Below are 16,257 nucleotides of genomic sequence, written 5' to 3' on the forward strand. Positions count from 1 at the left end.
CATGACCCCGGTGGTCGTCGCAGTGGTGATCCTCGTCGTGATCGTCGCGGCGACGGTTGTCATCCTCCGCAGGAACGCCTCTCCTGCGGCTCGATACCGGCGTGATCTGCGAGGTATCCGACGGATTCGACGGGGTGCCCGCGGTGGCGAACCCGGTAGCTTGACCATGCACCCGAACAGCGACGCAGTGATGGGCTATGTGACGGGCAGCGTCGGCCCCTACTAGGTCGACGGCTACTTCACGCGGACTTCAGCCACAACATCGAGGCGGCGACGTCGTGCGCCACACTCGACGGGGTGTGGACTACATCGCGGGGCTTCGACATCCACTACACCGTCGACGGGGACGGCCCACCGCTGGTGCTGCTCGCAGGCACCCTGCTGGCGGCGCAGAATTGGCACGACCTCGGTTACGTCGCAGCGCTGGCCCGTGACTGGCGAGTGATCAACGTCGATCCGCTCGGGCACGGCAACAGTGAGGGTCCGCACGACGCCGAGTCCTACGCCGCGGCCGGCGTCACCGCCGACTTGATCGCGGTGCTCGACGCCGAAGGTGTCGAGCGTGCGACAATCTGGGGCTACTCGCGGGGCGGGTGGCTCACATGTGCGTTGGCCAGTCGGCATCCGGAGCGCGTCGAGCACATCGTCGTCGGCGGTTTCGCCATGCACGCCCACCTCGAAGAGGCCGGCCGCGCCCTGACTCCGCTTGCGCGCTCACTGCGGCAGGGCGACTGGGCCGGGGTGTGGCAGGCGTTCGGCGTAACCGACGGGACGTTCCAGCAGATGCTCGAGGACGGCAACGATGCCGAGGCCGTCGCCGCGGCCGTCGACGGATCGATGCGTCCGACCCGATTCGTCGACCCGGCGTCGATCCGGTGTCCCGCCTCGTACTACGTCGGTGCCGACGACTGGATCGTGCCGCACGTGCACGCCGACATCGAGGCGCTGGCCACCGTCGGCGCGACGCTGGACGTCATCCGCGGAGGCACACACCTCGGAACGTTCTTCGAAGCGGCGACACCTGTGCTCGCAGCGGTGGCGTCGCGTGTCCGCCCCCGTCACTAGACTCGACGCCGTGCTCATTGGTTCCCACGTCCACGGTGACGATCCCCTGGCCGCCGCACAGGCTGACGGCGCCGACGTCGTGCAGTTCTTCCTCGGCAACCCGCAGAGTTGGAAGAAGCCCCCGCCGAGGGAGGACGCCGAGGTGCTGAAGGCCTCGCCGATGCCGATCTACGTACACGCGCCGTATCTGATCAACGTCGCGTCGGCCAACAACCGGGTGCGGATCCCGTCCCGCAAGATCCTGCAGGACACCTGCGACGCGGCGTCGGCGATCAACGCCACCGCCGTCATCGTGCACGGCGGGCACGCCGACGACAACGACATGGACGCCGGGTTCGAGCGCTGGGTCAAGGCGCTGGCGAGCTTGAAGACCGAGGTACCCGTCTATCTCGAGAACACCGCCGGCGGCGACCACGCGATGGCCCGGCACTTCGACACGATCGCCCGGCTGTGGGATCACATCGGCGACATGGGTATCGGGTTCTGCCTCGACACGTGCCACGCCTGGGCGGCGGGTGAGGCGCTGGTGGACGCCGTCGAACGGATCAAGGCGATCACCGGTCGGATCGACCTGGTGCACTGCAACGACTCGCGCGACGCCGCCGGTTCGGGCGCGGACCGTCACGCCAACTTCGGCGCCGGCCAGATCGATCCGCAACTGCTGGCCGCCGTCGTCAAGGCCGCCGGTGCCCCGGTCATCTGCGAGACCGCCGACGAAGGCCGCAAGGATGACATCGCATTCTTGCGGGAGCACATCGGCTAGCACTCGAGCGTTGATCACACTTCGGTAGCCGAACCGGGCTTGAACGGCGGGTGGCGGTTGGGTTAATTAGGCTATCCCCGGGAATTCCTCTCCTTCCCGCGTCGAAAGGCCGATGTGTCCACGATTGACCAGTCGTCGATTGTGTTGACGCACGTCGAGGACACCGACCTCCCGCCGCCGAGTCGGCGCACCAGGTGGCTGCGCATCGTGCGGTGGGTGGCCATCGCGGTCTGGGCGACCGTGGTGGTCTGGCGCACCGTCACCGATGGTTTCGCCTTCAACCGCGAACTTCTGCTGCTCTACATCTGCACCGGCCTGGCCGCGGCCAGCATCGGTCAGGGCCGCCGGGTTCTCTACGTGGTGCGTGACTGGCTGCCGTTCGCCCTTCTGTTGATCGCCTACGACCTGAGCAGGGGCGCGGCGGACCTGGTCGGGCGGCCCACGCTGTGGCACTGGCCGGCCGACATGGATCGCTGGATGTTCTTCGGGACCATGCCGACCGTATGGCTGCAGGAGCACCTGAAACAGCCGGAGCCTCCCTGGTGGGAGGTGGTGATCAGCAGCGTCTACATGTCGTTTTTCATCCTGCCCTACGTCATCGCCGGCATCTTGTGGCTACGTGACCGCGACGAGTGGAAGGCGTTCGTCCGATTGTTCGTCGGCATGAACCTGGTCGCGCTGGTGATTTATGTGCTGCTGCCGGCAGCGCCACCCTGGGCTGCTGCGCGGTGCACGGCCGCCGATGTCGAGGGCGGGCCGTCCGGCCCGCGCTGCATGTTCAGGTCCGCCCGCGAGGCTTCCGACGGGGCCGTCCTGGGCGCCATGCAGACTTCGCAGGACGGCGCCAACGGCTGGATCGAGCGCATCGTCGGTCGCGGCTGGGGGAACCTGAACCTGCATTCGGCCACTGCGCTTCTCGATCAGGGGCAGGCCAGCGTCAACCTGGTCGCCGCGATCCCGTCGCTGCACGCCGGGATGTCGGCCGCGCTGGCGGCGTTCCTGTGGCACCGCGTGCACCGCGCCTGGCGCCCGCTCCTGGTGGCGTATCCGCTGATCATGGCGTTCACGCTGGTCTACACCGCCGAGCACTATGTGGTCGATCTGCTGCTCGGATGGCTGCTGGCCGCGGTGGTCATCACCCTTCTCGGGTGGTACGACCGGCGGCGGCGCCGTCTGACCGAAACCCAGGAGCAGGAGCCGGTCGCCACGTCTTGATCGGTATTACAGGTTCTTGTGTGACCGTCGGAAAAATGTAACAGTGGGTCGCATGGCAGAAGAGTACGCGGGCACCCACGTCGTCACCAATCAGGTCCCCCCGCTGGAGAACTACAACCCGGCCACATCGCCGGTGTTGGCCGAGGCGCTGATCCGCGAGGGCGGAGGGTGGGGAGTCGACGACGTATCGCAGTTGGGCGCGCTCGCGGGCAGCCCGCGTGCCCAGCGATGGGGCGAGTTGGCCGATCGTCACCAGCCGATCCTGCGCACCCACGACCGATATGGTCACCGGATCGACGAGGTCGAATACGACCCGGCCTACCACGAGTTGATGACCGTCGCGGTAGGCCACGGCTTGCACGCCGCGCCGTGGGCCGACGACCGAGCGGGAGCGCACGTCGTTCGCGCGGCGAAGACGTCGGTGTGGACGCCGGAACCCGGTCACGTCTGCCCGATCTCGATGACGTACGCCGTGGTGCCTGCGCTGCGGCACAACCCGGATCTCGCGTCGCTCTACGAGCCGCTGCTGACCAGTCGCACATACGACCCCGAACTCGTGGTGCCCGCGACCAAGGCGGGCATCACCGCGGGGATGTCGATGACCGAGAAGCAGGGCGGCTCGGATGTCCGCGCGGGCACCACCCAGGCGACCCCCGGTGGGGACGGTACATACCGGCTGACCGGTCACAAGTGGTTCACCTCGGCACCGATGTGCGACATCTTCCTGGTGCTCGCCCAGGCGCCCGGCGGTCTGAGTTGCTTCTTCCTACCGCGGGTGTTGCCCGACGGCACCCGCAACCGGATGTTCCTGCAGCGACTCAAGGGCAAGCTGGGCAATCACGCCAACGCCTCCAGCGAGGTCGAATATGACGGCGCCACAGCATGGTTGGTGGGGGACGAGGGGCGTGGCGTTCCGACCATCATCGAGATGGTCAACCTGACGAGGCTGGATTGCACACTGGGCAGCGCCACGAGCATGCGCACCGGCTTGATGCGGGCCATCCACCACGCCCAACACCGAAAGGCGTTCGGCGCGTACCTGATCGACCAGCCGCTGATGCGCAACGTGCTCGCCGATCTGGCCGTCGAGGCGGAGGCGGCGACCATGCTGGCAATGAGAATGGCCGGTGCCACCGACCGGGCGGTGCGCGGCGACGACCGCGAGACGCTGCTCCGGCGGATCGGGCTGGCGGCGGCCAAGTACTGGGTGTGCAAGCGCGCGACGCCCCACGCCGCCGAAGCGATGGAGTGTCTGGGCGGCAACGGCTACGTCGAGGAGTCGGGAATGCCGAGGCTCTACCGAGAGGCCCCGCTGATGGGCATCTGGGAGGGTTCGGGCAACGTCAGTGCGCTGGACACGTTGCGCGCCATCGCAACCCGGCCCGAATGCATCGAGGTGCTGTTCGACGAACTCGATGCCACAGCCGGCCAGGATCGGCGGCTGGACGCCCATGTCAGCGCGGTGCGCGAGACGCTGGGAGAAGACCTCGCGAGCCTTCAGTACCGCGCCCGCAAGATCGCCGAGGACATCTCGCTGGCCTTGCAGGGCTCGTTGCTGGTGCGTCACGGACATCCCGCCGTGGCCGAGGCGTTCCTCGCCAGCAGGCTCGACAGCGCGTGGGGCGGGGCATTCGGAACGCTGCCCACGGGTCTGGATCTGGCGCCGATCCTCGAGCGGGCGGAGATCAAGTCATGACCCATGCGATCAGACCCGTCGACTTCGACAACCTGAAGACGATGACCTACGAGGTCACCGGCCGGGTTGCGCGAATCACGTTCAACCGTCCCGAGAAGGGCAACGCGATCATCGCCGACACCCCGCTGGAGCTCTCGGCCTTGGTGGAACGTGCCGACCTCGACCCGGCCGTTCACGTGATCCTGGTGTCCGGCCGCGGCGCCGGATTCTGCGCGGGCTTCGACCTGTCGGCCTACGCCGAGGGTTCGTCATCGGCAGGCGGCGGCAACCCCTATCGGGACACCGTGCTGTCCGGCCGCACCCAGGCGGTCAACCACCTGCCGGACCAGCCCTGGGACCCGATGATCGACTACCAGATGATGAGCCGGTTCGTCCGCGGGTTCGCGAGCCTGATGCACGCCGACAAGCCGACGGTGGTCAAGATCCACGGCTACTGCGTGGCCGGCGGCACCGACATCGCGCTGCACGCCGATCAGGTCATCGCCGCTTCCGACGCCAAGATCGGCTACCCGCCGACGAGGGTGTGGGGGGTTCCCGCCGCCGGACTGTGGGCACACCGACTCGGCGACCAGCGTGCCAAACGCCTTCTGCTGACCGGCGATTGCATCACCGGAGCCCAGGCCGCCGAGTGGGGTCTCGCGGTGGAGGCCCCCGACCCCGCCGACCTCGATGAGCGCACGGAGCGACTGGTCGAGCGGATCGCCGCCGTCCCGGTCAACCAGCTGATGATGGTCAAGCTGGCGATGAACAGTGCGCTGTACAACCAGGGGGTGGCAAACAGCGCCATGATCTCGACGGTGTTCGACGGCGTCGCCCGCCACACGCCCGAGGGCCACGCCTTCGTCGCCGACGCCCGCGAGCACGGTTTCCGAGATGCGGTGCGCCGTCGGGACGAACCGTTCGGCGACCACGGTCGCACGACCTCGGGGGTCTAGGGGTGTCGCGGATGACGGCCCGCTCGGTGGTGTTGAGCGTGCTGCTCGGCGCCCATCCGGCTTCGGCGACCGCTGCCGAACTGCTGCTGCTCACCAGCGATTTCGGGATCAGGGAATCGACGGTGCGGGTGGCGCTGACACGGATGGTCGGCGCGGGGGATCTGGTGCGTTCTGCGGACGGATACCGGCTCTCGGACCGCCTGCTGGCGCGGCAACGGCGCCAGGACGATGCGATCAACCCACGCCGACAGCCGTGGAACGGCGCGTGGACGACGGTGGTGATCACCAGTGTCGGCACCGAGCCGCGGACTCGCGCCGCGTTGCGGAACACGCTGCAGGACAAGCGCTTCGCCGAGCTCCGCGAGGGTGTGTGGATGCGGCCCGACAACGTCGAGGTCGATCTCGGCGACGAGATCGCCGAGCGGGTTCGGCTGTTGCGATCGCACGACGACGAGCCCGTCGAGCTCGCTGCCCTGCTCTGGGATCTGACGGGGTGGGCCGACGTCGGCCGGCAGATGCTGGCGGCGATGGCCGAGGCGGGTGACGTGCCGGGCAGGTTCGTCGTCGCCGCCGCGATGGTGCGGCACCTGCTGACGGACCCGGTGCTGCCCGACGAGTTGTTGCCCAACGGCTGGCCGGGTGCCGCCCTTCGGGATGCGTACGAAGTTTTCGCCGCCGAACTGGTCGCGCGGCGTGATGGTGTGGAACTCGCGGAGGTTCGATGAGTGGATCAGGTGGCGTGCGTACCGAGCGCGCCGGCGCGGTGACGACGGTGATCATGAACCGACCGTCGGCGCGCAACGCCGTCAACGGGGCCGCCGCGCGGGAACTGTGCGCCGCGTTCGAGGAGTTCGACCGCGACGACACCGCTTCGGTGGCTGTCCTGTGGGGTGACAACGGAACCTTCTGTGCCGGAGCCGATCTCAAGTCGATCGGTACCCCGGACGGCAACCCGGTACACCGCACCGGAATGGGGCCGATGGGGCCGACTCGGTTGACGCTGTCCAAACCCGTGATCGCCGCGGTCGCCGGCCACGCCGTTGCCGGGGGACTGGAACTGGCGCTGTGGTGCGACCTGAGGGTGGTCGAACAGGACGCCATCATGGGGGTGTTCTGTCGCCGCTGGGGCGTCCCCCTGATCGACGGCGGCACGGTGCGGCTACCCCGGCTGATCGGGCACAGCCGCGCGATGGACCTGATTCTGACCGGCCGCGCCGTCGACGCCTCCGAGGCTCTGGCCATCGGACTGGCCAACCGCGTTGTGCCCGAGGGTGAATCACGGCAACGAGCTGAGGAGCTGGCGGCTGAACTGGCGGCGCTGCCCCAGCAGTGTCTGCGTTCGGATCGCCGCTCGGCGATGACGCAGTGGGGTCGGTCGGAGGCCGACGCGATGGACTTCGAGTTCGGCAGCATGTCGCGGGTGGCGGCGGAATCGCTCGAGGGCGCAGCACGTTTCGCCGAGGGCGCGGGTCGCCACGGCGCCCCTCGCTGAGCTCAGCCCTTGGTGACGCTGTTGTTGCTGCCGGTGTCGTTGACGGTCGGATCACCGTCGCGATAGGTGACGGTGTTGTTCAGGCCGACCACCGACAGCTCGCTGTCGACCCGTTCGAAGGTGATCCGGTTGTCGGCTCCGCCGATGTTGACGTTGGCGCAGCTGCCGGTGACCGTCAGCGTGTTGTTCGATCCGCCGACGTTGAGCGACTTGCCATCGGCGCAGTCGATGTCCGCGGTGGTGCCGAACGATCCGTAGTTGATGGTGTTGCCGATCTCCACCTGGGCGCCGGACGAACCCGCCGTCGCCGTCGGATCAGAGGTGTCCTGGCTGGTGGAGCCGCACGCGCTCAACCCGAGCGTCGCCGAGGCCGCAGCGACGCCCACCCAGCCTACGAGCCGGTGCGCGGCCCTCATGTAGCCACCCGGTTGATCCGATTGGTCATCCCCAACTCACGGCCGCGATCCCAGACGATGGGCGCGCCGTCCTTGTAGAACACCGTCTGGTCCCAGCCGTAGACCGTGATGTCGTTGACCACGTTGTCGGCGATGATCACGTTCGACGAGCCCTGCACCGAGACCGCCCAGCAGCTTCCCAGCGCGTTGATCTGATTGCCGGTGCCCACCACGATCAGCGTCGCGTTCCGGCAGTCGACGGTCCGGACGACACCCTGACCGGTGATGTGGGTGTCGCCGTTCTCGGCCTGTGCCACCGGTGCCACGGTCGCCAGCACAGCTGACGCAGCCATCACGCTCGCGCCCAGCACCCGCCCAATTGAAGTCACGGTGATCCCTTCACGTCGCCACGAACAACTCGAAGCCTACGACGTCGTCATGCCCGGGTCGGCGGTGTTCGCCCGATGGGCATCGGCGCCCGGTATGAGTCGCCTTGGCGGGGTGCGCTGGGTAGCGTGAGCGGTGATGCGTCGACGGGTCGGACAGGTGCTCATCGTGGCCGTCACGGCGACGATGGCCACAGCGTGTTCGCAGACCGTCGGCGGCACGGCGCAGCGAGCCGATTCCGGGGTCCCCGATCCCGAACGCAGCTACGGCTACGTCGATGACCGCTGCGGGCTGCTCGACGATTCCACGGTGCAGGCCACCCTCGGCGCCGACGACGTGACGCGGCCCTACAGCGGCGCGGTGTGCCAGTACATCCTGACCCGCAGATCCGGCGCGGAGACGATCGACGTCACCTTCTCCTGGTTCGACACCGGCGACCTCGACCGTGAGCGTGAGTTGCTCACCGCGCGCGGGGCGGAGCTCAACGAGATCGTCATCGAACGGCACGACGCGTTCTCGGCGCGTCGAGACACCACCGGCGCTGCCTGCTCGGCCACCGCCGCGGCGGGGACGGGCGTGTTGAGCTGGTGGGTGCAATTCCGTGGTCAGCCCACCGGTGACCCGTGCGCGGACGCCGAGAAGCTCCTGTCGGCGACCCTGCGTTCGGACATGTGACGTGGCGTTCGTGACGTCGGTTGCCCGGGCCTTCGTTGCCCTCTCGGTGGTGGCACTGGCCGGGTGCGGAGAGTCCGCGCCGCCCGGTTCCGGGGGCGGCGAATCGGCACCCCGGGTTTCCGGCGACGGTTTCCAGAGCGTGGACTGCAACGGGATCACCGATGCCGACGTCGACAAGGCGGCGGGGTCGCAGTTCTTCGTTCCGGCTGTGGTCAGCGACTCAGGGTGCTTCTGGCAGGAGAACACCGGGATCGACGGACTCGGTGCCGGCATGGGGATCTCGACGTGGTGGTACCGCGGCAGCGACATGGACACCGAACGCGAGCTCGAAGAGCTGGCGGGACGCACGCTCACCGAACTGACGATGGACGGCAACAAGGGGTTCAAGGCGTGGGACGAAACCGCGTGCAGCATCTATGTCGCCAAGGGCGGCGATGTGATCACCTGGTCGATCCAGACCCTGAACTCCGCCACGCTGCCGGATCTCTGCTCGGTCATCGAGCAGCTCGCCGCGTTGAGTCAGCAGCGGGTCAACTGACAGTGAACGTTCGCAGCGATCGCGAGAGGCTAGAGTTTCGCTGACCCGCTGATCGTCGACAGGGGCATCTGACTGACCTGAAGGGGACTGGCGAGATGGCAATTCGGCCGCCGCGTTCGGCGAGGCTGAGTCGTGATGCCATCGTCAATGCCGCGCTGACATTCCTCGACCGTGAAGGTTGGGACGCGCTGACGATCAATGCGCTGGCCAATCAACTGGGCACCAAGGGTCCGTCGCTGTACAACCACGTGCACAGCCTCGATGACCTGCGCCGGACGGTGCGGATGCGGGTGGTCGGCGACATCATCGAGATGCTCAACACCGTGGGGCAGGGCCGCCCGCCCGACGACGCGGTCATGGTGATGGCCGGCGCTTACCGCAGCTACGCGCACCATCATCCGGGCCGGTACTCCGCCTTCACCCGGATGCCTCTCGGCGGCGACGACCCCGAGTTCACCGAGGCCACCAGGTCCGCGGCAGAACCTGTGATCTCGGTGCTGGCCGCCTACGATCTGGACGCCGAGGCAGCGTTTTTCGCCGCGTTGGAGTTCTGGTCGGCGATGCACGGGTTCGTGCTTCTGGAGATGACCGGGGTGATGGCCGGAATCGACACCGACAGGGTCTTCACCGACATGGTGATGAGGCTGGCGGCCGGCATGCGAAGTCGCTGAACATGCGGACGGTGGTGCTGACCTGCAACGATCCCCAGATTGGCGGGTTTGGAGCGGCGCGGTCCGGACTGGTATCGTGGACGATCGTGCCTGGCAGATAAGGCGCTTGTGGTTCTTGCGAGCCACGAGCATGCCTGCACGCCGGGCAACTTCGCATGTCCGCCATGGTTTGGAAATGCAGGCATAGCCTCGGTATTTTCCTCGGCGGCCGCATGCGACACGCCCGGCCCCGGGGTGACCCGGCGGGGCAAAACTGCAGGACAAGAGAACTTCAGAAGTACGACAGAACGACACGTCACAACGACGAGCTACACAGGAAGCCGGTACATGCCAACCATCAACCAGCTGGTCCGCAAGGGTCGCCGCGACAAGATCGCCAAGGTGAAGACGGCGGCCCTCAAGGGGAGCCCGCAGCGCCGCGGCGTGTGCACTCGCGTGTACACCACGACCCCGAAGAAGCCGAACTCCGCGCTTCGTAAGGTCGCGCGCGTGAAGCTGACCAGCCAGGTCGAGGTCACCGCCTACATCCCGGGCGAAGGCCACAACCTGCAGGAGCACTCGATGGTGCTGGTGCGCGGCGGTCGTGTGAAGGACCTCCCCGGTGTGCGCTACAAGATCATCCGCGGTTCGCTTGACACCCAGGGCGTCAAGAACCGCAAGCAAGCACGCAGCCGTTACGGCGCCAAGAAGGAGAAGAGCTAATGCCGCGCAAGGGGCCCGCGCCGAAGCGGCCGTTGGTGAACGACCCGGTCTACGGGTCGCAACTGGTCACCCAGCTGGTGAACAAGGTTCTGCTCGACGGGAAGAAATCGCTGGCCGAACGCATTGTTTATGGTGCGCTCGAGCAGGCTCGCGACAAGACCGGCACCGATCCGGTCGTCACCCTCAAGCGCGCTCTGGACAACGTCAAGCCGGCCCTCGAGGTTCGTAGCCGCCGTGTCGGTGGCGCGACCTACCAGGTGCCCGTCGAGGTGCGTCCGGAGCGTTCGACCACGCTGGCGCTGCGCTGGCTGGTCAGCTTCTCGAAGGCACGTCGCGAGAAGACCATGGTCGAGCGGCTCGCCAACGAGATCCTCGACGCGAGCAATGGCCTGGGTGCCGCCGTCAAGCGACGTGAGGACACCCACAAGATGGCCGAGGCGAACCGAGCCTTCGCACACTACCGCTGGTGATTTCACGCCTGCTGCGGTGTGACCGCAGGCGTTCTGAAGACAGCAACCGAGCAAGCGAAAGAGTGGGAATCTAGCCGTGGCACAGGACGTGCTGACTGACCTGACCAAGGTCCGCAACATCGGCATCATGGCGCACATCGATGCCGGTAAGACGACGACGACCGAGCGCATCCTCTACTACACCGGTATCAGCTACAAGATCGGTGAGGTGCACGACGGCGCCGCCACGATGGACTGGATGGAGCAGGAGCAGGAGCGGGGCATCACCATCACCTCCGCTGCGACCACCTGCTTCTGGAACGACAACCAGATCAACATCATCGACACCCCCGGGCACGTCGACTTCACCGTCGAGGTGGAGCGTTCGCTGCGGGTTCTCGATGGTGCCGTTGCCGTCTTCGACGGCAAGGAGGGCGTCGAGCCGCAGTCCGAGCAGGTGTGGCGCCAAGCCGACAAGTACGACGTTCCCCGCATCTGTTTCGTCAACAAGATGGACAAGATCGGCGCGGACTTCTACTTCTCGGTGCGCACCATGGAAGAACGCCTGGGCGCCAACGTCATCCCGATCCAGCTCCCGATCGGCTCGGAAGGCGAGTTCGAGGGCATCGTCGACCTGGTCGAGATGAAGGCCAAGGTCTGGCGCGGCGAGACCAAGCTCGGTGAGACCTACGAGACCATCGACATCCCGGCCGAACTGCAGGACAAGGCCGACGAGTACCGCACCAAGCTGCTCGAAGCGGTCGCCGAGACCGACGAGTCGCTGCTGGAGAAGTACTTCGGCGGCGAGCAGCTGTCGATCGAGGAGATCAAGGGTGCGCTGCGCAAGCTCACCATCAACTCCGAGGCGTACCTGGTGCTGTGCGGCAGCGCGTTCAAGAACAAGGGCGTGCAGCCCATGCTCGACGCGGTGATCGACTACCTGCCCTCGCCGCTGGACGTCGAATCCGTCACGGGCCACGTCCCGGGCAAGGAAGACGAGCTGGTCACCCGCAGGCCCTCGACCGAAGAGCCGTTCTCGGCGCTGGCGTTCAAGGTCGCGACGCACCCGTTCTTCGGCAAGCTCACCTACGTCCGGGTGTACTCGGGCAAGGTCGACTCCGGCTCGCAGGTCGTCAACGCGACCAAGGGCAAGAAGGAGCGCCTGGGCAAGCTGTTCCAGATGCACTCCAACAAAGAGAACCCGGTGGAGACCGCATCGGCCGGCCACATCTACGCCGTCATCGGGCTCAAGGACACCACCACCGGCGATACGTTGTCGGACCCGAACCAGCAGGTCGTGCTGGAGTCGATGACGTTCCCCGATCCGGTGATCGAGGTGGCCATCGAGCCCAAGACCAAGAGCGACCAGGAGAAGCTGAGCCTCTCGATCCAGAAGCTGGCCGAAGAGGATCCGACCTTCAAGGTGCACCTGGACCAGGAGACCGGCCAGACCGTCATCGGCGGTATGGGCGAGCTGCACCTGGACATCCTGGTGGACCGGATGCGCCGCGAGTTCAAGGTCGAGGCCAACGTCGGCAAGCCGCAGGTGGCCTACAAGGAGACCATCAAGCGCACGGTCGAGAAGGTCGAGTTCACCCACAAGAAGCAGACGGGTGGCTCCGGCCAGTTCGCGAAGGTGCTGGTCAGCATCGAGCCGTTCTCCGGCGAAGATGGCGCGACCTACGAGTTCGAGAACAAGGTCACCGGTGGCCGCATCCCGCGCGAGTACATCCCGTCGGTGGATGCCGGTGCGCAGGACGCCATGCAGTACGGCGTGCTGGCCGGCTACCCGTTGGTGAACGTCAAGCTGACGTTGCTCGACGGCGCCTACCACGAGGTGGACTCGTCGGAAATGGCCTTCAAGGTCGCCGGCTCCCAGGTCATGAAAAAGGCTGCCGCACAGGCACAGCCGGTCATCCTGGAGCCAGTGATGGCCGTCGAGGTCACCACACCCGAGGATTACATGGGTGAAGTGATCGGTGACCTGAACTCCCGCCGTGGTCAGATCCAGGCCATGGAGGAGCGCAGCGGTGCTCGCGTCGTCAAGGCGCATGTGCCGTTGTCGGAGATGTTCGGCTACGTCGGAGACCTGCGGTCGAAGACCCAGGGCCGGGCGAACTACTCCATGGTTTTCGATTCGTACGCTGAAGTTCCGGCGGCCGTGTCGAAGGAGATCATCGCGAAGGCGACGGGTCAGTGAGAATCGAGGGCCGCCAGGCCCGAGGCTCGGAGCTGAGCCGGAGTCGAGCAATCGACGGCGCGAAGGCGACGGGTCAGTAAACCGGACCCCGTCGTCCGGCGGGACCACACAACTGAAAACATCAACACTGCTTTAGAAGAAGCACCAACACAGTCCAGGAGGACACCACAGTGGCGAAGGCGAAGTTCGAGCGGACGAAGCCGCACGTCAACATCGGGACCATCGGTCACGTTGACCACGGCAAGACCACGCTGACTGCAGCAATCACCAAGGTTCTGCACGACAAGTACCCCGCGTTGAACGAATCGCGCGCATTCGACCAGATCGACAATGCGCCTGAGGAGCGTCAGCGCGGTATCACGATCAACATCTCCCACGTGGAGTACCAGACCGAGAAGCGTCACTACGCGCACGTCGACGCCCCCGGTCACGCTGACTACATCAAGAACATGATCACCGGTGCCGCCCAGATGGACGGCGCAATCCTGGTGGTCGCCGCCACTGACGGCCCCATGCCCCAGACCCGCGAGCACGTGCTGCTGGCGCGTCAGGTCGGCGTGCCCTACATCCTGGTCGCGCTGAACAAGGCCGACGCCGTCGACGACGAGGAGCTCATCGAGCTCGTCGAACTGGAGGTCCGCGAACTGCTGGCCGCCCAGGACTTCGACGAGGAGGCCCCGGTCGTGCGCGTCTCGGCGCTCAAGGCGCTCGAGGGTGACGAGAAGTGGGTCAAGTCCGTCGAAGATCTGATGGACGCGGTCGACGAGTCGATCCCGGATCCGGTGCGCGACACCGATCGCCCGTTCCTGATGCCCGTCGAGGACGTCTTCACGATCACCGGCCGCGGCACCGTGGTCACCGGTCGTGTCGAGCGCGGCGTGGTCAACGTGAACGAGGAAGTCGAGATCGTCGGTATCAAGCCGACCAGCACCAAGACCACGGTCACCGGTGTGGAGATGTTCCGCAAGCTGCTCGACCAGGGTCAGGCCGGCGACAACGTCGGTCTGCTGCTGCGCGGCATCAAGCGCGAGGACGTGGAGCGCGGCCAGGTCGTCATCAAGCCGGGCACCACCACCCCGCACACCGAGTTCGAGGGCCAGGTGTACATCCTGTCCAAGGACGAGGGCGGCCGTCACACGCCGTTCTTCAACAACTACCGTCCGCAGTTCTACTTCCGCACCACGGACGTGACCGGCGTCGTGACCCTCCCCGAGGGCACCGAGATGGTGATGCCCGGTGACAACACCGACATCTCCGTCAAGCTGATCCAGCCCGTCGCCATGGACGAGGGTCTGCGCTTCGCCATCCGCGAGGGCGGCCGTACCGTCGGCGCCGGCCGGGTCACCAAGATCAACAAGTGATCTAGCTCCAGCCAACGTCAGTGGCGCTCACCCGAAAGGGTGGGCGCCACTTTCGTTTCTGCGAGCGTGCTGTAACGCATGCACAGCACAGCCCGATGTATCTCTCGACGGCTGTCGAGGGGTTGGCCGGGGGATCAAGTAAGAGGACATTTGTTGAAGCGAAGCAATTCCATCACCGCACTCGCAAGCGCCGCCGTCTTGGGTGGCGCTGCTCTGGTCGGCCTGGCCGGGCCCGCGTCCGCGCAGCCCGCCTGCCCTGACGTCCACTGGATCGGCGCCGCCGGTTCCGGTGAGCGCGCCGGGGCTCTTGCCGGCGACGGCGGCATGGGCCGGGTCGTCCACAAGTCCTACCGCGACTTCGCGCAACTGGTGCAGCAGGACGGTCGCACCATCACCGCCGAAGCGGTCGAGTACCCGGCGGTCGAGGTCCCCGAGGACGGCGGCATCCTGGACTGGGCCGACTTCATGGGCAGTGTCGACACCGGTGCCGCAGCGCTGGCTGCGCAGTACCACACGTTCGTCACCCAGTGCCCGGCGTCCCAGGTGGTGCTGGCCGGTTACTCGCAGGGCGCCATGGTGGTGCACCGCAATCTGCATGCTCTGGACGCGAACCCGCAGCTGGCCGCGGCGCTGCTGATCGCCGACGGCGACCGGCTGCCGCTGGATCCGACGATCAACCTGGGATCGGCGACGACTGTCGCGGGCGCCGGCAAGGGCGTCGCCCAGGACTGGCCGATTCTCGCCCACGCACCCGCACCGCTCCCGGTGACCATGGGTAGCCGGACGATCAGCGTGTGCGATCTCGGTGACGCGGTGTGCGACTACGACCCCGACGCCGAGGACACGATGAACCCGGCGGCGGTGGCCGTGCATACCAGCTATGCGCGCAGCGCGGGCGCGCTGGACTCCTGGACATTGCCCCTCTACCAGCTGGTCGAGCCGGTGCAGATCCAGAACCCGGTCGCCAACCAGATCGAGGTCAACGCCGGATCCTGAGCCTGATCGGGCCGCGGTGGTCATAATCTGACCATGTCCACGTTCTGGCAATACGTGCGTGTCCAGCTCTTTGTCCTGCTGTGCGGCATCGTCGGCCCGATCTTCCTGGTCATCTACTTCGCTGCCGGCGCGGACCCGCTGCTGAGCTGGATGTTCTGGACGGGTCTGTTGATCACCGCGGTCGACGTCCTGATCGCGCTGGCCATCACCGGTTTCCGCTCGAAGAAGGCGGCCGAGACCGAGGCGCTGGAGTCCTCTGGCGTGCTGGCTCTGGCGCAGGTGATCGGTATCCACGAAACCAACACCCGGATCAACGATCAGCCCCTCGTCAAGCTCGACCTCCAGGTGTCCGGGCCCGGCATCACCCCGTTCTCGACCCAGGACCAGGTGGTTGCGTCGGTGTCCCGGCTGCCGATGATCACCAGCCGTAAGCTCGTCGCCCTGGTCGACCCGGTGACCCACGACTATCAGATCGATTGGCAGCGAAGCGCTTTGGTGAGCGGTCTGATGCCCGCCACGTTCAGCGTGGCCGAGGACGGCCGGACCTACGACCTCAGCGGCCAGGCCGAGCCGCTGATGGAGATCCTCCAAGTGCTCAAGGCGAACCACATCGCCATGGACGACATGGTGGACCTCCGGTCGAATCCTGTTGCCCGCCAACAGGTGCAGACCATCGTGCGGCACGCGGCCGCGCAGCAGGCGGCGCCCCCGCCGGTG

At 66.7% G+C, this 16,257-nt stretch carries 20 protein-coding genes; 18 read left to right on the forward strand and 2 right to left on the reverse strand.

Going from position 1 to position 16,257, the window contains the following annotated elements:
• The first annotated feature begins 1 nt into the window (after window position 1).
• From WA965_RS02010 to WA965_RS02045, 8 genes are all read left to right on the forward strand, one after another.
• Window positions 2–226 (forward strand): hypothetical protein, encoded by a 225-nt coding sequence (locus WA965_RS02010; RefSeq protein WP_526299120.1) that lies wholly within the window; start codon window positions 2–4, stop codon window positions 224–226.
• A gap of 71 nt (window positions 227–297) precedes the next feature.
• Window positions 298–1,065, forward strand: a complete 768-nt coding sequence (locus tag WA965_RS02015; protein ID WP_526299122.1) for an alpha/beta fold hydrolase — start codon at window positions 298–300, stop codon at window positions 1,063–1,065.
• A gap of 10 nt (window positions 1,066–1,075) precedes the next feature.
• Window positions 1,076–1,828: a deoxyribonuclease IV gene (locus WA965_RS02020; protein ID WP_526299124.1), complete on the forward strand. Its 753-nt coding sequence runs from the start codon at window positions 1,076–1,078 to the stop codon at window positions 1,826–1,828.
• A 114-nt stretch (window positions 1,829–1,942) separates the two neighbouring features.
• The gene (locus WA965_RS02025) at window positions 1,943–3,043 is read left to right on the forward strand and encodes a phosphatase PAP2 family protein (RefSeq protein ID WP_526299126.1); all 1,101 of its coding nucleotides are present in this window, start codon (window positions 1,943–1,945) and stop codon (window positions 3,041–3,043) included.
• 52 nt (window positions 3,044–3,095) lie between these two features.
• The gene (locus WA965_RS02030; RefSeq protein WP_526299128.1) at window positions 3,096–4,739 is read left to right on the forward strand and encodes an acyl-CoA dehydrogenase family protein; all 1,644 of its coding nucleotides are present in this window, start codon (window positions 3,096–3,098) and stop codon (window positions 4,737–4,739) included.
• On the forward strand, window positions 4,736–5,674 hold the full coding sequence (locus WA965_RS02035; RefSeq protein ID WP_526299130.1) for an enoyl-CoA hydratase/isomerase family protein: 939 nt from the start codon (window positions 4,736–4,738) through the stop codon (window positions 5,672–5,674). Before WA965_RS02030 ends, WA965_RS02035 begins: the two co-directional genes overlap by 4 nt.
• Window positions 5,675–5,676: 2 nt before the next feature.
• Window positions 5,677–6,399, forward strand: coding sequence for a PaaX family transcriptional regulator C-terminal domain-containing protein (locus WA965_RS02040; RefSeq protein WP_526299132.1), 723 nt, complete (start codon window positions 5,677–5,679; stop codon window positions 6,397–6,399).
• Window positions 6,396–7,166 carry a crotonase/enoyl-CoA hydratase family protein gene (locus WA965_RS02045; RefSeq protein WP_526299134.1) on the forward strand — a complete coding sequence of 257 codons (771 nt, stop codon included), beginning with the start codon at window positions 6,396–6,398 and terminating at the stop codon, window positions 7,164–7,166. The genes WA965_RS02040 and WA965_RS02045 overlap by 4 nt, the downstream gene beginning before the upstream one ends.
• A 2-nt stretch (window positions 7,167–7,168) precedes the next feature.
• On the opposite strand, the gene WA965_RS02050 is transcribed toward WA965_RS02045, so the two are convergent.
• Window positions 7,169–7,582 carry a DUF3060 domain-containing protein gene (locus WA965_RS02050; protein WP_526299136.1) on the reverse strand — a complete coding sequence of 138 codons (414 nt, stop codon included), beginning with the start codon at window positions 7,580–7,582 and terminating at the stop codon, window positions 7,169–7,171.
• On the reverse strand, window positions 7,579–7,956 hold the full coding sequence (locus tag WA965_RS02055) for a DUF3060 domain-containing protein (protein ID WP_526299148.1): 378 nt from the start codon (window positions 7,954–7,956) through the stop codon (window positions 7,579–7,581). The genes WA965_RS02050 and WA965_RS02055 overlap by 4 nt, the downstream gene beginning before the upstream one ends.
• Here WA965_RS02055 and WA965_RS02060 point away from each other — a divergent pair.
• The 10 genes from WA965_RS02060 to WA965_RS02105 form a co-directional block, all read left to right on the forward strand.
• On the forward strand, window positions 7,952–8,080 hold the full coding sequence (locus WA965_RS02060; protein WP_526299138.1) for a hypothetical protein: 129 nt from the start codon (window positions 7,952–7,954) through the stop codon (window positions 8,078–8,080). The two genes, WA965_RS02055 and WA965_RS02060, sit on opposite strands and share 5 nt — an antisense overlap.
• Window positions 8,081–8,086: 6 nt before the next feature.
• Complete coding sequence (locus tag WA965_RS02065) at window positions 8,087–8,623, forward strand: DUF3558 domain-containing protein (protein WP_178358740.1); 537 nt, start codon at window positions 8,087–8,089, stop codon at window positions 8,621–8,623.
• Window positions 8,624–8,633: 10 nt separating this feature from the next.
• Window positions 8,634–9,161 carry a DUF3558 family protein gene (locus tag WA965_RS02070; protein ID WP_526446987.1) on the forward strand — a complete coding sequence of 176 codons (528 nt, stop codon included), beginning with the start codon at window positions 8,634–8,636 and terminating at the stop codon, window positions 9,159–9,161.
• A 95-nt stretch (window positions 9,162–9,256) separates the two neighbouring features.
• A complete protein-coding gene (locus tag WA965_RS02075) occupies window positions 9,257–9,832 on the forward strand; it encodes a TetR/AcrR family transcriptional regulator (RefSeq protein WP_526299142.1) in 576 nt (191 codons plus the stop codon).
• Window positions 9,833–10,159: 327 nt separating this feature from the next.
• Entirely contained in the window at window positions 10,160–10,534 is a 375-nt protein-coding gene (rpsL, locus tag WA965_RS02080; RefSeq protein ID WP_011558401.1) for a 30S ribosomal protein S12, read from the forward strand.
• Window positions 10,534–11,004: a 30S ribosomal protein S7 gene (gene rpsG / locus WA965_RS02085; protein ID WP_057166992.1), complete on the forward strand. Its 471-nt coding sequence runs from the start codon at window positions 10,534–10,536 to the stop codon at window positions 11,002–11,004. Before rpsL ends, rpsG begins: the two co-directional genes overlap by 1 nt.
• A gap of 76 nt (window positions 11,005–11,080) precedes the next feature.
• Complete coding sequence (fusA, locus tag WA965_RS02090; RefSeq protein ID WP_526299144.1) at window positions 11,081–13,183, forward strand: elongation factor G; 2,103 nt, start codon at window positions 11,081–11,083, stop codon at window positions 13,181–13,183.
• Between the two features lie 170 nt (window positions 13,184–13,353).
• On the forward strand, window positions 13,354–14,544 hold the full coding sequence (tuf, locus tag WA965_RS02095; protein WP_526299146.1) for an elongation factor Tu: 1,191 nt from the start codon (window positions 13,354–13,356) through the stop codon (window positions 14,542–14,544).
• 150 nt (window positions 14,545–14,694) lie between these two features.
• Window positions 14,695–15,540 carry a cutinase family protein gene (locus WA965_RS02100; RefSeq protein ID WP_526446989.1) on the forward strand — a complete coding sequence of 282 codons (846 nt, stop codon included), beginning with the start codon at window positions 14,695–14,697 and terminating at the stop codon, window positions 15,538–15,540.
• A gap of 33 nt (window positions 15,541–15,573) precedes the next feature.
• Window positions 15,574–16,257, forward strand: a 684-nt coding sequence (locus WA965_RS02105; protein ID WP_526446991.1) for an SHOCT domain-containing protein, incomplete at its 3' end; no start/stop codon positions are given.

The sequence above is a fragment of the Mycobacterium sp. genome (genome assembly GCF_049683935.1).
Taxonomy (GTDB): domain Bacteria; phylum Actinomycetota; class Actinomycetes; order Mycobacteriales; family Mycobacteriaceae; genus Mycobacterium.

What these genes read in the sequence shown, in the direction of transcription:
- WA965_RS02075 (WP_526299142.1), top strand. Translation starts at nt 9,257, where the DNA reads ATGGCAATTCGGCCGCCGCGTTCGGCGAGGCTGAGTCGTGATGCCATC.
- WA965_RS02030 (WP_526299128.1), top strand. Translation starts at nt 3,096, where the DNA reads ATGGCAGAAGAGTACGCGGGCACCCACGTCGTCACCAATCAGGTCCCC.
- WA965_RS02010 (WP_526299120.1), top strand. Translation starts at nt 2, where the DNA reads ATGACCCCGGTGGTCGTCGCAGTGGTGATCCTCGTCGTGATCGTCGCG.
- rpsL (WP_011558401.1), top strand. Translation starts at nt 10,160, where the DNA reads ATGCCAACCATCAACCAGCTGGTCCGCAAGGGTCGCCGCGACAAGATC.
- WA965_RS02065 (WP_178358740.1), top strand. Translation starts at nt 8,087, where the DNA reads ATGCGTCGACGGGTCGGACAGGTGCTCATCGTGGCCGTCACGGCGACG.
- WA965_RS02035 (WP_526299130.1), top strand. Translation starts at nt 4,736, where the DNA reads ATGACCCATGCGATCAGACCCGTCGACTTCGACAACCTGAAGACGATG.
- WA965_RS02050 (WP_526299136.1), bottom strand. Translation starts at nt 7,582, where the DNA reads ATGAGGGCCGCGCACCGGCTCGTAGGCTGGGTGGGCGTCGCTGCGGCC.
- rpsG (WP_057166992.1), top strand. Translation starts at nt 10,534, where the DNA reads ATGCCGCGCAAGGGGCCCGCGCCGAAGCGGCCGTTGGTGAACGACCCG.
- WA965_RS02045 (WP_526299134.1), top strand. Translation starts at nt 6,396, where the DNA reads ATGAGTGGATCAGGTGGCGTGCGTACCGAGCGCGCCGGCGCGGTGACG.